This is a genomic window from Variovorax sp. VaC1, from assembly GCF_043658315.1.
Classification (GTDB): domain Bacteria; phylum Pseudomonadota; class Gammaproteobacteria; order Burkholderiales; family Burkholderiaceae_C; genus Variovorax.
In genome coordinates this window covers 402,367-416,959 of sequence record NZ_JBIGLT010000004.1, presented here as the reverse complement: position 1 = coordinate 416,959, position 14,593 = coordinate 402,367, and the positions used below count along the sequence as shown (strand labels likewise).

Here is a 14,593-nt window from a genome sequence, read left to right as displayed (position 1 = left end):
ACCGGAGGCACACTGCCGATCACCATGAGCATGACGCACCACCCCTTCGACAAAGCCCTGGCACTGCACCACAGCGACATCCGCGTGGGGCACTTCACAGGCACGACCAGCCCCGACTACTGGAACATGGTCGGCCCCTTCGGCGGCACCACCGCGGCGACGGCGCTGCAATCGGTGCTACAGCATCCCGACCTGCTCGGCACGCCGATTGCGCTGACCGTCAACTACGCGGCGGCGCTCGAAGCCGGCGCCTTCGACGTGCAGGCCACGGCCGTGCGCACCAACCGTTCGACACAACACTGGACCGTGCAGATCACGCAGCCCGGTGCCGGCGGCGCAACGAACATGACGACCACCGCCACGGTGGTGACGGCCGCGCGCCGCGACACCTGGGGCCAGAGCGACATGCCGATGCCCGAGGTGCCCCGGCCCGAGGCGGTCGAGCAGATGCGCATCGGCCCTTCGGGTGTGGCCTGGATCAACCAGTACGAGATGCGGCCCGTGAGCGGCGGCATTCCCTCGAAGTGGGACGACAGCCTGCACCACAGCGAGACCCGCATCTGGCTGCGCGACGCGCAAGAGCGGCCGCTCGACTTCGCCTCGCTCGCCGCGATGAGCGACATGTTCTACCCGCGTGTCTGGCTGCGCCGTGCCAAGCACGTGCCGGCGGGCACGGTGTCGATCACCACCTACTTCCATGCCGATGCGGCGCAACTGGCTGAGGTTGGCACGGGCTACCTGCTGGGCCGCGCGGCGGGGCAGCAGTTCTTCAACGGCTTCTTCGACCAGACGGCGCATCTGTGGAGCGAGAAGGGCGTGTTGCTCGCCACATCGAACCAGATCGTCTACTACAAGGAATAGCACCATGGCGCTCACAAAGACCGCTCTCATCGTCGGCGCAGGCGATGCCACCGGCGGCGCCATTGCCCGCCGCTTCGCCCGCGAGGGCTATGCCACCTGCGTCACGCGGCGCAGCCTCGACAAGCTGCAGCCGCTGGTCGCGCAGATCGAGGCCGACGGCGGCCACGCCCATGCCTTCGCCTGCGATGCACGCAAGGAAGAAGAAGTGGTCGCGCTGATCGAGCAGATCGAATCGACCATCGGCCCGATCGAGGTGATGGTGTTCAACATCGGCGCGAACGTGCCCGAGAGCATCCTCACGGAAAGCGCGCGCAAGTACTTCAAGGTGTGGGAGATGGCCTGCTTCTCGGGCTTTCTCAACGGGCGCGAGGTGGCCAAGCGGATGGTGGCGCGCGCGCTGCCGAAGGGTGGGCATCGCGGCACGATCATCTTCACCGGTGCGACGGCTTCGCTGCGCGGTGCGGCCAATTTCGGCGCCTTCTCGGGCGCGAAGATGGCGCTGCGCGCGCTGGCCCAGTCGATGGCGCGCGAGCTGGGGCCGCAAGGCATTCATGTGGCGCACGTCGTGGTCGACGGTGCCATCGACACCGAGTTCATCCGCAGCAATTTCCCCGAGCGCTATGCGCTGAAGGAAGACGACGGCATCCTCAACCCCGAGCACATCGCCGACAGCTACTGGATGCTGCACACGCAACCGCGCGATGCCTGGACGCACGAGCTCGACCTGCGTCCGTGGACCGAGAAGTTCTGAGATGACGGCGGCCTGCTGTTCGGGCAGGGCGACATTCGCGGAGGGCACCACCCGGTGCCATCCGCACGCACCCCGAACAGCGGCGCCCCGAATCTAGCCCCCCAAGGAGACACCCATGACAAAGACCGTCGACTTCTATTTCGACTTCGGCAGCCCCGCCGCCTACCTGGCCGCGACGCAACTGCCGCACGTGTGCGCCGACACCGGCGCCGAGCTGGTGTGGAAGCCCATGCTGCTCGGCGGCGTGTTCCAGGCCACCGGCAACCATTCGCCGGCCGAGATCAAGCCCAAGGGCCCCTACATGACGGCCGACCTGAAGCGCTTCGCCAAGCGCTACGGCGTGGCCTATGAGCACAACCCGTACTTCCCCATCAACACGCTGCTGCTGATGCGCGGCGCCACCGGCATCCAGATGAAGGAGCCGGCGCGCTTCGGCAAGTACGTCGATGCGATCTACCACGCGATGTGGGTCGAGCCGAAGAACCTCAACGACCCGGCGACGGTCGGCGCGGTGCTTCAGAATGCGGGCTTCGACGCCACGGCCTTGCTCGCGCTGGCCGGCGCGCAGGAGGTGAAAGACCGCCTGAAGGCCGTCACGCAGGAGGCGGTGGAGCGCGGTGTGTTCGGAGCCCCCACCATGTTCGTCGGCGACCAGATGTTCTGGGGCCAGGACCGCCTGGATTTCGTGCGCGAAGCACTCGACGCCTGAGCGTCGTCAACAACCGTTTTTATCCAAGGACCATTTCCATGAGCGACATCCTCGTCCACACCGAAGCCGGTGTGATGACCCTGACCTTCAACCGCCTCGACAAGAAGAACTCGATCACCAGCAGCATGTATGCCGAGCTGGCCGACGCACTGGCGCAAGCCGTCAGCGACACGGCCGTGCGCTGCGTGCTGATCCAGGGCGACCCGACGATCTTCAGCGCCGGCAACGACATCGGCGACTTCCTGAATGCGCCGCCCGCCAACCAGGAGTCGCCGGTGTTCCGCTTCCTGCGCGGCATCGCGACCTTTCCCAAGCCGATCGTCGCGGCCGTCTGCGGCCCGGCCGTGGGTATCGGCACCACGATGCTGTTCCATTGCGACCTGGTCTACGCGGGCGACAACGCGGCCTTCTCGCTGCCTTTCGTCAACCTGGGCCTGTGCCCCGAAGCCGCATCGAGCCTGCTCGTGCCGCAGATGCTGGGCTACCACCGCGCGGCCGAAGCGCTGCTGTTGGGCGAGCCCTTCATGGCCGAGGCCGCGCTCGAAGTGGGCCTGGTCAACCGCGTGGTGCCGCCGACCGAGGCGAACGCCATTGCACAGACGCAGGCCCGCAAGCTCGCGGCCAAGCCGCTGAGCGCGCTGATCGAAACCAAGCGGCTGCTGAAAAAAGCGCAGATGCCCGCCGTGATCGAGCGCATGGACGAAGAGGGCGCGAGCTTTGGCCGCATGCTGCGCGAACCGGCGGCCCGCGAGGCTTTCGGCGCCTTCATGGAGAAGCGCAAGCCCGACTTTTCGAAGCTCTGAGCGCCCGGCGTTTCTGCTTGCACGCGTACACTGTCCGCCGTGCAAGATGAAGAGATCAATACGGCTGTAGCCCCCGTCCAGCGGGCGCACGATGCTACTGAAAAAGTAGCAATGAAGCCGACCCGCAGGCGTACTTTGGGCCTGCTTGCAGGCACGTTGGCCGCGCCTTCGCTGGCCCTGGCGCGCGTGCGGCCGCTGCGCATCGGCGTCATCGGTTCGTGGTCCGGTCCTTATGCGGGCGGTGGCCGCCAGTTCGACGCCGGCATGGCGGTCTGGCTCGCGGCGCACAACCAGCACATCGCGGGGCGGCCGGTCGAACTGGTGCGGCGCGACGTGCCGGGCAGTGCGCCCGAGCAGGCGCGGCGCCATGCGCAGGACCTCGTGGAAAGCGAACGCGTCGACCTGCTCGCCGGGCTCGACTTCAGCTCCAACGCCTATGCCGTCGGCACCGTCGCCACACAGGCGAAGACCCCCATGGTGGTGATGAACGCGGCGTCGTCGGGCATCACGGCGCGCTGTCCGCTGGCGGTGCGGACGTCGTTCACCATCGCCCAGGTCACGCTGCCGATGGCGCGCTGGGCACTGCAGCAGGGCCTGCGCGACGTGTGCACCGTGGTGGCCGACTACGCCTCGGGTGTCGATGCCGAAAGCGCCTTCGTCTCGGGCATCACCGCGGGCGGTGGCCGGGTCGGCGCGATGCTGCGGGTGCCGCTGGCCACGCTCGACTACTCGGCCTACATGCTGCGCCTGCGCGAACTGAAGCCGCAGGCGGTGTTCTTCTTCTTGCCGTCGGGGCAGATGCCGGCGAGCTTTCTGAAGTTCTGGCGCGACCGCGGCATGGCCGACACCGGCATCCGCCTGCTGGCCACTGGCGATGCCACCGACGACAACTACCTGCAGGGCATCGGCGAGCTGGCCGATGGGCTCGTCACCAGCCATCACTATTCGTTCGCCCATGCCTCGCCGGCCAACCGCCGCTTCACGGGCGTCTTCGAGACGGAATACGGCAGCCACCTGCGGCCGGGCTACTTCGCGGTGGCGGCCTACGACGGGCTTGCGGCCATCGACGCCGCGATGAGCTCACCCGCCGCGCGGGGCGGTGCGAGCGGGGAACGGCTGGTCGATGCCTTCCGGGGCCTGAAGCTCGAGAGCCCGCGCGGCCCGGTCGAGATCGACGCCCACACGCGCGACATCGTGCAGACCGTGTACATCCGCCGCGTCGAGCGGCAGGACGGGCGTTGGATCAACCGCGAGTTCGAGCGCTTCGAGCGGGTGCGTGACCCGGGCGCCTGAGCGCGCCTTCCCTGTTCAGGGCTGTTGTTCGATGGGCCGGGGGCGGCCGTTGTCGTCGATGGCCACATAGGTGAAGGTGGCCTGCGTCACCTTGATGTACTCGCCCTGCGCGCGAAAGCGCTCGGCGAACACTTCGACCGTCACCGTGACCGAGGTGCGCCCGATGCGCACCAGCTTCGAATAGAACGAGAGGATGTCGCCCAGACGCACCGGCTGCTTGAAGATGAATTCGTTCACCGCCACCGTGGCCTGCCGGCCCTTGGCGTAGCGCGCCGGGATCACCGAGCCGGCCAGGTCGCATTGCGCCATGACCCAGCCGCCGAAGATGTCGCCGTTGGCATTGCAGTCGGCCGGCATCGGAATGACCTTGAGCACCAGCTCCATGTCGGTGGGCAGGCTCTTGAGGGTGGCGGCGGCAGCAGCGCTGGAAGTATCTGACATGGGCACAATCTGGAACAAACAAGCAACCACGATTGTCCTCCATGCGCCGCAGTGGCGAAGCCCCCTCCCCATCGTCCGTCCCCTCCCTCACCGTCTCCGGCCACCCGCCGGCGACCAGCGACCGTTCCGATTGGGCGACGCTGCGCCGGCTCTTTCCCTACCTGTGGCAGTACAAGTGGCGGGTGATCGCGGCGCTCGCGTTCATGGTGGGCGCCAAGGTGGCCAACGTGGGCGTGCCGGTGCTGCTGAAGAACCTCGTCGACACGATGACGCCCAAGCCCGACATGGCCCAAGCGCTGCTGATCGTGCCCATCGGGCTGCTGCTGGCCTACGGGCTGCTGCGCTTTTCGACCGCGCTCTTCGGCGAGTTGCGCGAGCTGATCTTCGCCAAGGCCACCGAAGGCACGGCGCGGCAGATCGCGCTGGAGGTGTTCGGCCACCTGCACGCGCTGAGCCTGCGCTTTCACCTGGAGCGCCAGACCGGCGGCATGACGCGCGACATCGAGCGCGGCACGCGCGGCGTGCATTCGCTCATCTCGATGTCGCTCTACAGCATCGTGCCGACCATCATCGAGCTGGTACTGGTGCTCACGATCCTGGGCGTGAAGTTCGACTGGCTCTTCGTCGTGATCACGCTGGTGGCGCTGGTGCTGTACATCACCTTCACGGTCACGGTGACCGAGTGGCGCACCCAGTTCCGCAAGACCATGAACGAGCTCGACTCGACGGCGCAAAGCCGCGCGGTCGATTCGCTGCTGAACTACGAAACCGTCAAGTACTTCAACAACGAGGAGTTCGAGGCCAGGCGCTACGACGCCAGCCTCGACCGCTACCGCAAGGCGGCCATCAAGAGCCAGCGCACGCTGAGCATGCTCAACACTGGCCAGCAGTTGCTGATCGCGATCAGCCTGGTGCTGATGCTGTGGCGCGCCACCTCGGGCGTGGTCGATGGGCGCATGACGCTGGGCGACCTGGTGATGGTCAACGCCTTCATGATCCAGCTCTACATTCCGCTCAACTTCCTGGGCGTGATCTACCGCGAGATCAAGCAGAGCCTGACCGACCTGGACAAGATGTTCGTGCTGATGGAGAAAGAGCGCGAGGTGCGCGATGCACCCGGCGCGCAGCCCTTGGCCTTGCCTCCTCTTCCGCCGGGGGAGGGCGGCGGCGTCAATTCCACCGTCCGTTTCGAAGGTGTCAGCTTTGCCTATGAGCCCGCGCGCCCCATCCTCAAGCACGTGAGCTTCGAGATTCCCGCCGGCAAGACGGTGGCCGTGGTCGGCCCTTCGGGTTCGGGCAAGTCGACGCTGGCGCGGCTGCTGTACCGCTTCTACGACGTGCAGCAGGGCCGCATCACCATCGGCGGCGAAGACATCCGCGAGGTCACGCAATCGAGCGTGCGCCGTGCCATCGGCATCGTGCCGCAGGACACGGTGCTGTTCAACGACACGGTCGAATACAACATTGCCTACGGCCGCCCCGGTGCGAGCCGCGAAGAGGTGGAAGGCGCTGCGCGTGCCGCGCGCATCCACGACTTCATCTCGGCCACGCCCAAGGGCTACGAGACGACGGTGGGCGAACGGGGCCTGAAGCTCTCGGGCGGCGAGAAGCAGCGCGTGGCCATCGCGCGCACGCTGCTGAAGAACCCGCCCATCGTGATCTTCGACGAGGCCACCTCGGCACTCGACTCTGCCAACGAGCGCGCGATCCAGTCCGAGCTGAAGAGCGCGGCGCAGGACAAGACCACGCTGGTCATCGCGCACCGCCTGTCGACCGTGGTCGATGCGCACGAGATCCTGGTGCTGGAGTCGGGCGTGGTCGTCGAGCGCGGCACGCATGCCGAGCTGCTCGCGGCACGCGGCCGCTATGCGCAGATGTGGGCTTTGCAGAAGAGCGAAGCGACACCGCTGATGTAGCGCGATCATCCAGACTTTTTTCAATCGATTCAGGAGTTCAGACGTGTCGACCAAGATTCCCCTGCTGGTGCTCAACAGCCTGTCGAGCGCCCACCAGGCCCAGATTGCCGAGGTCTATGACCTGACCTACGCCTTCGGCGCCGCCCAGCGCGCCGCCGCCATTGCCGAGCACGGCAAGAAATTCCGCGCGGTGCTGACCATCGGCGTCATCGGCATCACGCCCGAGGAAATCGCGGCCATGCCGGCCGTCGAGCTGATCTGCTGCCTGGGCGCGGGCTACGAAGGCGTGCCGCTCGAAGTGACGCGTGCGCGCGGCATCGCCACGGCCAACGGCGCGGGCACCAACGACGACTGCGTGGCCGACCACGCCTTCGGCCTGCTCATCGGCATCGTGCGCGAGTTCCGCAAGCTCGACCGCCTGTGCCGCGAAGGCGTGTGGCGCGAAGCCATTCCGCAGCCGGCCAATGTGTCGGGCAAGAAGCTGGGCATCCTCGGGCTGGGCACCATCGGCCAGAAGATCGCCAAGCGCGCCGCCGCATTCGACATGGAGGTCGGCTATCACAACCGCAAGCCGCGCGAAGGCGCGACGCAGCGCTACTTCGACGACCTGAAGTCGCTGGCGGCCTGGGCCGACTTTCTGGTGCTGGCCGCGCCGGGCGGTCCGGCGACCAAGCATCTGGTCAATGCCGAAGTGCTCGATGCGCTGGGGCCGCAGGGCTACCTGGTGAGCATCGGCCGCGGCAGCGTGGTCGACACCGAGGCGCTGGCCGCGGCGCTGCGCGAGAACCGCATCGCGGGCGCGGGCCTGGACGTGTACGAGAGCGAGCCGAAGCGGCCGGAGCCGCTCGTGGGCCTGAACAACGTACTGCTGACGCCGCACATGGCGGGCTGGTCACCCGAGGCGACGCAGAAGTCGGTCGATCATTTCCTGGCGAATGCTGAAGGGCACTTCGCGGGGCGCGGCGTCGTCACGCCGATCTGAGTGACTTGCTCCTTCCCCCTCTGGGGGAAGGTTGGGATGGGGGCGGGCAGAGCGCCCGAAATGAGCGCCGCTTGCCCCCACCCCTGCACTCCCCCAGCGGGGGAGGGAGTCAAACCAATACCGGAGGACGGTGGGATGCCCAGCCGCAGGCCTGGTCATACGCATGCCCCAGCCGCAGCACTTCGAGATCCGAGTGGATCGGCCCCGCAAGCTGCAAGCCCATCGGCAGGCCACCTTCCCCAAAGCCGGCACGCACATTCAGCGTCGGCAACCCCGCCAGCGTGAACGGCGTGACGATCTCCATCCAGCGGTGGTACGTATCGCTCCGCACGCCGGCCACTTCCGTCGGCCAGTGCAGTTCCGCATCGAACGGAAACACCTGCGCGGTCGGTGCCACCACGAAGTCGAAGCGCTCGAACAGCGCAAGAAATGCGCGGTACACGTTCGATCGATAGTGCGAGGCCTGGTACAGCGAGGCCGCATCCAGATGCCGGCTCTGCTCGATCTCCCATTGCGCCTCGGGCTTGAGCTGCGCGAACAGCTTCGGATCGCTCAGGTAGGCGCCGAGCTTGCCGCCCACCAGCAGTTGCCGCAAACGCAGCCAGGCGCTCCAGTTGTGCTCGCGCGGCACGTCGAGCGTGCAGGGCTCGACTTCGCAGCCAATGGCACGGAAGGTGTCGAGCGCCTTCTCGCCGAGCTCGCGCACGCCCGGCGCCAGCGGCAGGTCGGGCCAGACGCTGCCGAGCCAGCCGATGCGCAGGCCCTTGCCGTCGCCATCGAGCTGCAGCGCATCGGGCGAGGGCAGGGCGTGGGGCGACGACAGCGGCACGCGGCCGTCGAAGCCGGCCTGCACCGCGAGCAGCCGCGCCGTGTCTTCCACCGTGCGGGCCATCGGGCCTTCGCAGCCCAGTTGCTGGAAGAACAGCTCCTGCTCGGGGTCGCCGGGCACGCGCCCGCGCGAAGGCCGCATGCCGATCACGTTGTTGAAGGCGGCGGGGTTGCGCAGCGATCCCATCATGTCGCTGCCGTCGGCCACGGGCAGCATGCCCAGGGCCAGCGCCACGGCCGCACCGCCGCTGCTGCCGCCCGCGCTGCGGTCGTGCGCGTAAGCATTGCGGGTGGTGCCGAAGACGGTGTTGTAGGTGTGCGAGCCGAGGCCGAACTCGGGCGTGTTGGTCTTGCCGATGACGATGGCGCCGGCCGCGCGCATGCGGGCCACGTGCAGGCTGTCGGTGCGCGCCGGCGAGCGCGGCGACAGCGGCGAGCCCATCGAGGTCGGCAGGCCGGCGGCGTGGCTCAGGTCTTTCACCGCCAGCGGAAAGCCGTGCATCCAGCCGCGCCGTTCGCCGCGCGCCAGTTCGGCGTCGCGCTCGCCGGCCTCGGCCAGCAGCTGCGCCGGTTCGCGCAGGGAAACGATGGCGTTGAAGCGCGGGTTCAGCGCCCCGATGCGGGCCAGCGAGGCCTGCATCACTTCTTGGCAGGACACGTCGCGCGCGGCGATGCGGCGCGAAAGTTCGGTGGCGCTGAGTTCGAGCAGGTCGGCTGAAGGCATGGCGAGTGCGGGAAAAGGAGGGGCGCCCAGTATGGCGCGGCGCTCGCATAATCGCCGCGTATGGAAACAAAGTGGCTCGAAGACTTCATCAGTTTGGCGGAAACCCGCAGCTTCAGCCGCTCGGCCCAATTGAGGCATGTGACGCAGCCGGCGTTCTCGCGCCGCATCCAGGCGCTCGAAGGCTGGGCCGGCACCGACCTGGTCGATCGCAGCTCCTACCCCACGCGCCTGACGCCCGCGGGCCAGACGCTCTACAGCCAGGCCATCGAGATGCTGCAGTCGCTGCAGAGCACCCGGGCCATGCTGCGCGGCCATTCGGCCGCCGGGCAGGACGTGATCGAAATTGCCGTGCCGCACACGCTGGCCTTTACCTTCTTCCCCTCCTGGGTGACCAGCCTGCGTGAGCATTTCGGGCCGATCAAGAGCCGGCTCATTGCGCTCAACGTGCACGACGCGGTGCTGCGGCTGGTCGAAGGCAGCTGCGACCTGCTGATCGCCTACCACCACCCCTCGCAGCCGCTGCAGCTCGACGCCAACAAGTACGAGATGGTCAGCCTCGGCGAGGAAACCGTGGCGCCCTGGGTCAAGGCCGATGCCGAGGGCGCGCCGCGCTACCGGCTGCCGGGCCGTCCGGGCCAGCCGCTGCCTTACCTGGGTTATGCGCCCGGCGCCTACCTGGGCCGCGTGGTCGACCAGTTGCTGAAAGAGTCGGGCACCGCCATCCACCTCGACCGCGTCTATGAAACCGACATGGCCGAAGGCCTGAAGGTGATGGCGCTTGAAGGCCATGGCATTGCCTTCCTGCCGCAGAGCGCGGTGCGCAAGGAGATCAAGGCGCGCAAGCTGGTGAGCGCGCTGCCGCCCGAGATCGACAGCCTCGAAGCCACGATGGAAATCCGTGCCTACCGCGAGCGGCCCACCGCGCCCGCGCCGGTGAAGGCGGCCGGCGGGCGGTCTGCCAAGGTCGCGGCCTCCGACAGCCTGCAGCCCAAGCGCACCGCCGACGCCCTGTGGTCGTACCTTGTCGGCACCCAGCCGGCGCGCTGACCATAATTTGTGCACCGCACAATCTATAAATGCCGCGCATGAGCCTCCCCGCAAACGGCATTGGCGCCATGTGTCCGGCGCTACTACAGTCGCGGCAGTTTTTTTCTGCTGTCACTCGTCACACCCACCCCGCACGCGCCACACGCGTGCTTTTTTTTAAGCCGAGGAAACCGTATGAGCTCCAATTTCCGGACTGAGCACGACTTCCTCGGCGAGAAGCAGATCCCCGCCATCGCCTACTGGGGCGTGCACACGGCGCGTGCCGTCGAGAACTTCGCGATCTCGGGCACCCGCATCTCGGCCATGCCCGACCTCGTGCGCGCCCTGGCCTACGTGAAGAAGGCCGCCACGCGCGCCAATGCCGACCTGGGCGCCATCGACCGCGACCGCGCCGCCGCGATCATCCTGGCCTGCGAAGACATCGTCGATGGCAAGCTGCTCGGCGAATTCGTGGTCGACGTGATTCAGGGCGGCGCCGGCACCTCGACCAACATGAACGCCAACGAGGTCATCTGCAACCTCGCGCTCGAGAAGCTGGGCCACGAAAAGGGGCGCTACGACGTGTTGCACCCCAACGACCACGTCAACGCCTCGCAGAGCACCAACGACGTGTACCCCACGGCGGTGCGGCTGGCGCTGTGGTTCGCCATCGGCCGGCTGCTCGAAGCCATGGCCGCATTGCGCCGCAGCTTCGAGGCCAAGGCGCTCAAGTTCAAGGACATCCTCAAGATCGGCCGCACCCAGCTGCAGGACGCGGTGCCCATGACGCTGGGCCAGGAGTTCCTGACCTACGCCATCATGATCGGGGAAGACGAGGCCCGCCTCGGCGAGGCCCGCGCGCTCATCGAAGAAATCAACCTCGGCGCCACCGCCATCGGCACCGGCATCAACGCGCCGCACGGCTATGCCAACCTGGCCTGCCAGTACCTTGCCGAGCAGACCGGCGTGCCGCTCAAGCAGGCCGCCAACCTGATCGAGGCCACGCAGGACACCGGCGCCTTCGTGCAGCTGTCGGGCGTGCTCAAGCGCGTGGCGACCAAGCTGAGCAAGACCTGCAACGACCTGCGCCTGCTGTCCAGCGGCCCGCAGGCCGGTTTCGGCGAGATCCGGTTGCCGGCGCGGCAGGCCGGCTCGTCGATCATGCCGGGCAAGGTCAACCCCGTGATTCCGGAAGTCATGAACCAGGTGGCCTTCGAGGTCATCGGCAACGACATCACCGTCACGCTCGCGTCCGAGGCCGGGCAGCTGCAGCTCAACGCCTTCGAGCCGATCATGGGCTGGAGCCTGTTCAAGAGCATCCAGCACCTGGGCAACGCCTGCCACACGCTGCGCACGAACTGCGTCGACGGCATCGAGGCCAACCGCGAGTTCCTGGCCAAGCGGGTGCGCGAGTCGGTCACGCTGGTCACCGCGCTCAATCCGCTGATCGGCTACGAGAAGGCTGCGCTCATTGCCAAGACCGCGCTGGCCACCGGCGGGCCCGTCGACGTGGTGGCCGAATCGCTGGGCATCATGACCCGCGCCGAAATGGACGCGCTGCTCGTGCCCGAGAATCTGACCCAGCCGGTTCGCCTGTCTGCCGCACCGGTTCCCCCGGCCGCCGAGCCTTCGGGCACAAAGGCTGCTTAGTGAAAGTCGGACAATGCCAGGAGGCAGGATCGCACCAAGCTGGCGCCTGTGCGCGCCCAGGCGGTGCAGCGTGCGCCGTGTTGCACCGGGTTGGTCCGGGTATCACGCAAAATGCGAATGTCTAGAATTTAGTTGTATCTGTTTCAGTCACCCTCAGGAGTTTTCCGAATGAAAAAACAAGTATTGGCATTGGCAATCGCGGCGCTGGCCGCCGGCGGCGCGATGGCGCAAGCCAATGACACGCTGGCCAAGATCAAGGCTTCCGGCGTCATCACCGAAGGCGTGCGTGAATCCTCGGGCCTGTCGTATACGCTGGGCAATGGCCAGTACACCGGCTTCCACTTCGACGTCTGCGCCAACATCATCAAGGACATCGAGAAGCTCGCCGGCAAGAAGCTCGAAGTCAAGTACCAGCCCGTGACCTCGCAGAACCGCATTCCGCTCGTGCAGAACGGCACCGTGGACATCGAGTGCGGCTCGACCACCAACAACGCCACCCGCCAGAAGGACGTGGCTTTCGGCGACACCACCTACGTCGAAGAAACCAAGATCCTGGTCAAGGCCAACTCGGGCATCAACTCGCTGGCCGACCTGAAGGACAAGACGGTTGCCACCACCACCGGCACCACGCCGCTGCAGACCGTTCGCAAGCAAAAGCGCGCCGAGAACCTGACCTTCAAGGAGGTCTACGGCAAGGACCACTCCGACAGCTTCCTGCTGGTCGAAACCGGCCGTGCCGACGCCTTCGTGATGGACGGCTCGATCCTGGCTGCCCTGGCCGCCAAGTCGAAGTCGCCCAAGGACTACAAGATCCTGAACGACGTGCTGGCCGTCGAACCCATCGGCATCATGATCCGCAAGGACGACCCGGCCTTCAAGAAGGTCGTGGACGACAGCATCAAGGCACAAGCCAAGTCGGGCGAGCTGGCCAAGCTCTATGACAAGTGGTTCATGAAGCCGATCCCGCCGGCAAACGTGGTCATCAACCTGCCGCTGGGCGAAGCCACCAAGAACGCCTGGGCCAACCCGAACGACAAGCCCGCGGAAGACTACGTCACCAAGGAATAAGCGGCGCGTCGCTGCGTGAATGACGCCCACCTTTCGCGGTGGGCGTTTCTTTTCAGGGACTGGTTTTTCGAAGATGGTGAAGGAGTAAGAAAATGGGCAACTGGGATTGGCAGGTCTTCCTGCAAGACCCCGGGGGGGACTATCCGACCTACCTGCAGTGGATGCTGTCCGCCTGGGGCTGGACGGTGTCGGTGGCACTGCTGGCACTGATCGTCGCGTTGGTGCTGGGCTCGCTGGTCGGGATCATCCGTACGCTGCCCGACAACCCGTGGCTGGTGCGGCTGGGCAATGCCTGGGTCGAGTTGTTTCGCAACATCCCGCTGCTGGTGCAGATCTTCCTCTGGTACCACGTGATCCCGGCCATGATCCCCATCATGAAGGGTGTGCCCAGCTTCATCCTCGTGGTGCTGGCGCTGGGCTTCTTCACCTCGGCGCGTATCGCCGAGCAGGTGCGCTCGGGCATCCAGGCGCTGCCCAAGGGCCAGCGCTATGCGGGCATGGCGGTGGGCTTCACCACCACGCAGTACTACCGCTACGTGATCCTGCCGATGGCCTACCGCATCATCATCCCGCCGCTCACGAGCGAGACGATGAACATCTTCAAGAATTCGTCCGTCGCGTTTGCCGTGTCGGTCACCGAACTCACCATGTTCGCCATGCAGGCGCAGGAAGAAACCTCGCGCGGCATCGAGGTCTACCTGGCGGTGACGGCGTGCTACGTGGTGTCGGCCCTGGCCATCAATCGGCTCATGGCGTACATCGAGAAGAAGACCCGCGTGCCGGGCTTCATCGTCTCGGCCAGCGCTGGCGGCGGAGGACACTGACATGATGAATCTCGACCTGTCGTTCTACAACTGGGACGTCATCAGCAACTTCGTCGTCAAGGGCTTCTACTTCAGCATCATGCTGACGGTGGTGGCCACCATTGGCGGCGTGATCTTCGGCACCATCCTTGCGCTCATGCGCCTGTCGGGCAAGAAGTGGCTCGACGCGCCCGCGGCGCTCTACGTCAACGGCATGCGAAGCATCCCGCTGGTGATGGTGATCCTGTGGTTCTTCCTGCTCGTGCCGGCGTCGTTCTATTCGCTGTTCGGTTCGGTGGGCTCCAACTACCGCTCCGAAATCTCGGCCGTGATCACCTTCGTCGCGTTCGAGGCCGCCTACTTCTCCGAGATCATGCGCGCGGGCATCCAGTCGATTCCGCGCGGCCAGGTCAACGCCGGCCAGGCGGTCGGCATGACCTACGGCCAGAACATGCGCCTGGTGGTGCTGCCGCAGGCCTTCCGCAACATGCTGCCGGTGCTGCTCACGCAGACCATCATCCTGTTCCAGGATACGTCGCTGGTCTACGCCATCGGTGCCTACGACATGCTCAAGGGCTTCGAGACCGCCGGCAAGAACTTCGGCCGCCCGATCGAGGCCTACCTGCTCGCAGCCGTCGTGTACTTCGTCATGTGTTATGCCTTGTCCTGGCTCGTGAAGCGCCTGCACAAGAAGATCGCCATCATTCGCTGATTGAGTGGCTGAACCGGAGAGAAAGA

At 66.4% G+C, this 14,593-nt stretch carries 14 protein-coding genes; 12 read left to right on the top strand and 2 right to left on the bottom strand.

Going from position 1 to position 14,593, the window contains the following annotated elements:
- Window positions 1-24 precede the first annotated feature (24 nt).
- The 5 genes from ACGLHS_RS18815 to ACGLHS_RS18795 all read left to right on the top strand — a co-directional run bounded on the left by ACGLHS_RS18815 (window position 25) and on the right by ACGLHS_RS18795 (window position 4,417).
- Window positions 25-861: an acyl-CoA thioesterase gene (locus tag ACGLHS_RS18815; protein WP_394482116.1), complete on the top strand. Its 837-nt coding sequence runs from the start codon at window positions 25-27 to the stop codon at window positions 859-861.
- A 4-nt stretch (window positions 862-865) separates the two neighbouring features.
- On the top strand, window positions 866-1,612 hold the full coding sequence (locus tag ACGLHS_RS18810) for an SDR family oxidoreductase (RefSeq protein ID WP_394482113.1): 747 nt from the start codon (window positions 866-868) through the stop codon (window positions 1,610-1,612).
- A 115-nt stretch (window positions 1,613-1,727) separates the two neighbouring features.
- Window positions 1,728-2,321, top strand: a complete 594-nt coding sequence (locus tag ACGLHS_RS18805; protein WP_093244112.1) for a 2-hydroxychromene-2-carboxylate isomerase — start codon at window positions 1,728-1,730, stop codon at window positions 2,319-2,321.
- Window positions 2,322-2,359: 38 nt separating this feature from the next.
- On the top strand, window positions 2,360-3,124 hold the full coding sequence (locus ACGLHS_RS18800; RefSeq protein ID WP_093244113.1) for an enoyl-CoA hydratase: 765 nt from the start codon (window positions 2,360-2,362) through the stop codon (window positions 3,122-3,124).
- 186 nt (window positions 3,125-3,310) lie between these two features.
- The gene (locus ACGLHS_RS18795; protein WP_394482498.1) at window positions 3,311-4,417 is read left to right on the top strand and encodes an ABC transporter substrate-binding protein; all 1,107 of its coding nucleotides are present in this window, start codon (window positions 3,311-3,313) and stop codon (window positions 4,415-4,417) included.
- Window positions 4,418-4,432: 15 nt separating this feature from the next.
- On the opposite strand, the gene ACGLHS_RS18790 is transcribed toward ACGLHS_RS18795, so the two are convergent.
- Entirely contained in the window at window positions 4,433-4,858 is a 426-nt protein-coding gene (locus ACGLHS_RS18790; RefSeq protein ID WP_081268377.1) for an acyl-CoA thioesterase, read from the bottom strand.
- Window positions 4,859-4,899: 41 nt separating this feature from the next.
- Between ACGLHS_RS18790 and ACGLHS_RS18785 the strand changes: the two genes are divergently transcribed.
- Both ACGLHS_RS18785 and ACGLHS_RS18780 read left to right on the top strand, forming a co-directional pair.
- Window positions 4,900-6,774, top strand: a complete 1,875-nt coding sequence (locus ACGLHS_RS18785; protein WP_394482496.1) for an ABCB family ABC transporter ATP-binding protein/permease — start codon at window positions 4,900-4,902, stop codon at window positions 6,772-6,774.
- 43 nt (window positions 6,775-6,817) lie between these two features.
- A complete protein-coding gene (locus ACGLHS_RS18780; protein ID WP_394482110.1) occupies window positions 6,818-7,756 on the top strand; it encodes a 2-hydroxyacid dehydrogenase in 939 nt (312 codons plus the stop codon).
- A 109-nt stretch (window positions 7,757-7,865) separates the two neighbouring features.
- Here ACGLHS_RS18780 and ACGLHS_RS18775 read toward each other — a convergent pair whose 3' ends face one another.
- A complete protein-coding gene (locus ACGLHS_RS18775) occupies window positions 7,866-9,308 on the bottom strand; it encodes an amidase (RefSeq protein WP_394482108.1) in 1,443 nt (480 codons plus the stop codon).
- A 60-nt stretch (window positions 9,309-9,368) separates the two neighbouring features.
- Here ACGLHS_RS18775 and ACGLHS_RS18770 point away from each other — a divergent pair, with 60 nt between their 5' ends.
- From ACGLHS_RS18770 to ACGLHS_RS18750, 5 genes are all read left to right on the top strand, one after another.
- On the top strand, window positions 9,369-10,355 hold the full coding sequence (locus ACGLHS_RS18770) for a LysR substrate-binding domain-containing protein (RefSeq protein ID WP_394482106.1): 987 nt from the start codon (window positions 9,369-9,371) through the stop codon (window positions 10,353-10,355).
- Window positions 10,356-10,529: 174 nt separating this feature from the next.
- Window positions 10,530-11,984: an aspartate ammonia-lyase gene (locus ACGLHS_RS18765; RefSeq protein WP_394482104.1), complete on the top strand. Its 1,455-nt coding sequence runs from the start codon at window positions 10,530-10,532 to the stop codon at window positions 11,982-11,984.
- 168 nt (window positions 11,985-12,152) lie between these two features.
- A complete protein-coding gene (locus tag ACGLHS_RS18760; RefSeq protein ID WP_093244123.1) occupies window positions 12,153-13,052 on the top strand; it encodes an amino acid ABC transporter substrate-binding protein in 900 nt (299 codons plus the stop codon).
- Window positions 13,053-13,144: 92 nt separating this feature from the next.
- Window positions 13,145-13,876 (top strand): amino acid ABC transporter permease, encoded by a 732-nt coding sequence (locus tag ACGLHS_RS18755; RefSeq protein ID WP_394482101.1) that lies wholly within the window; start codon window positions 13,145-13,147, stop codon window positions 13,874-13,876.
- A 1-nt stretch (window position 13,877) separates the two neighbouring features.
- Window positions 13,878-14,567, top strand: a complete 690-nt coding sequence (locus tag ACGLHS_RS18750) for an amino acid ABC transporter permease (protein ID WP_394482099.1) — start codon at window positions 13,878-13,880, stop codon at window positions 14,565-14,567.
- Window positions 14,568-14,593 lie beyond the last annotated feature (26 nt).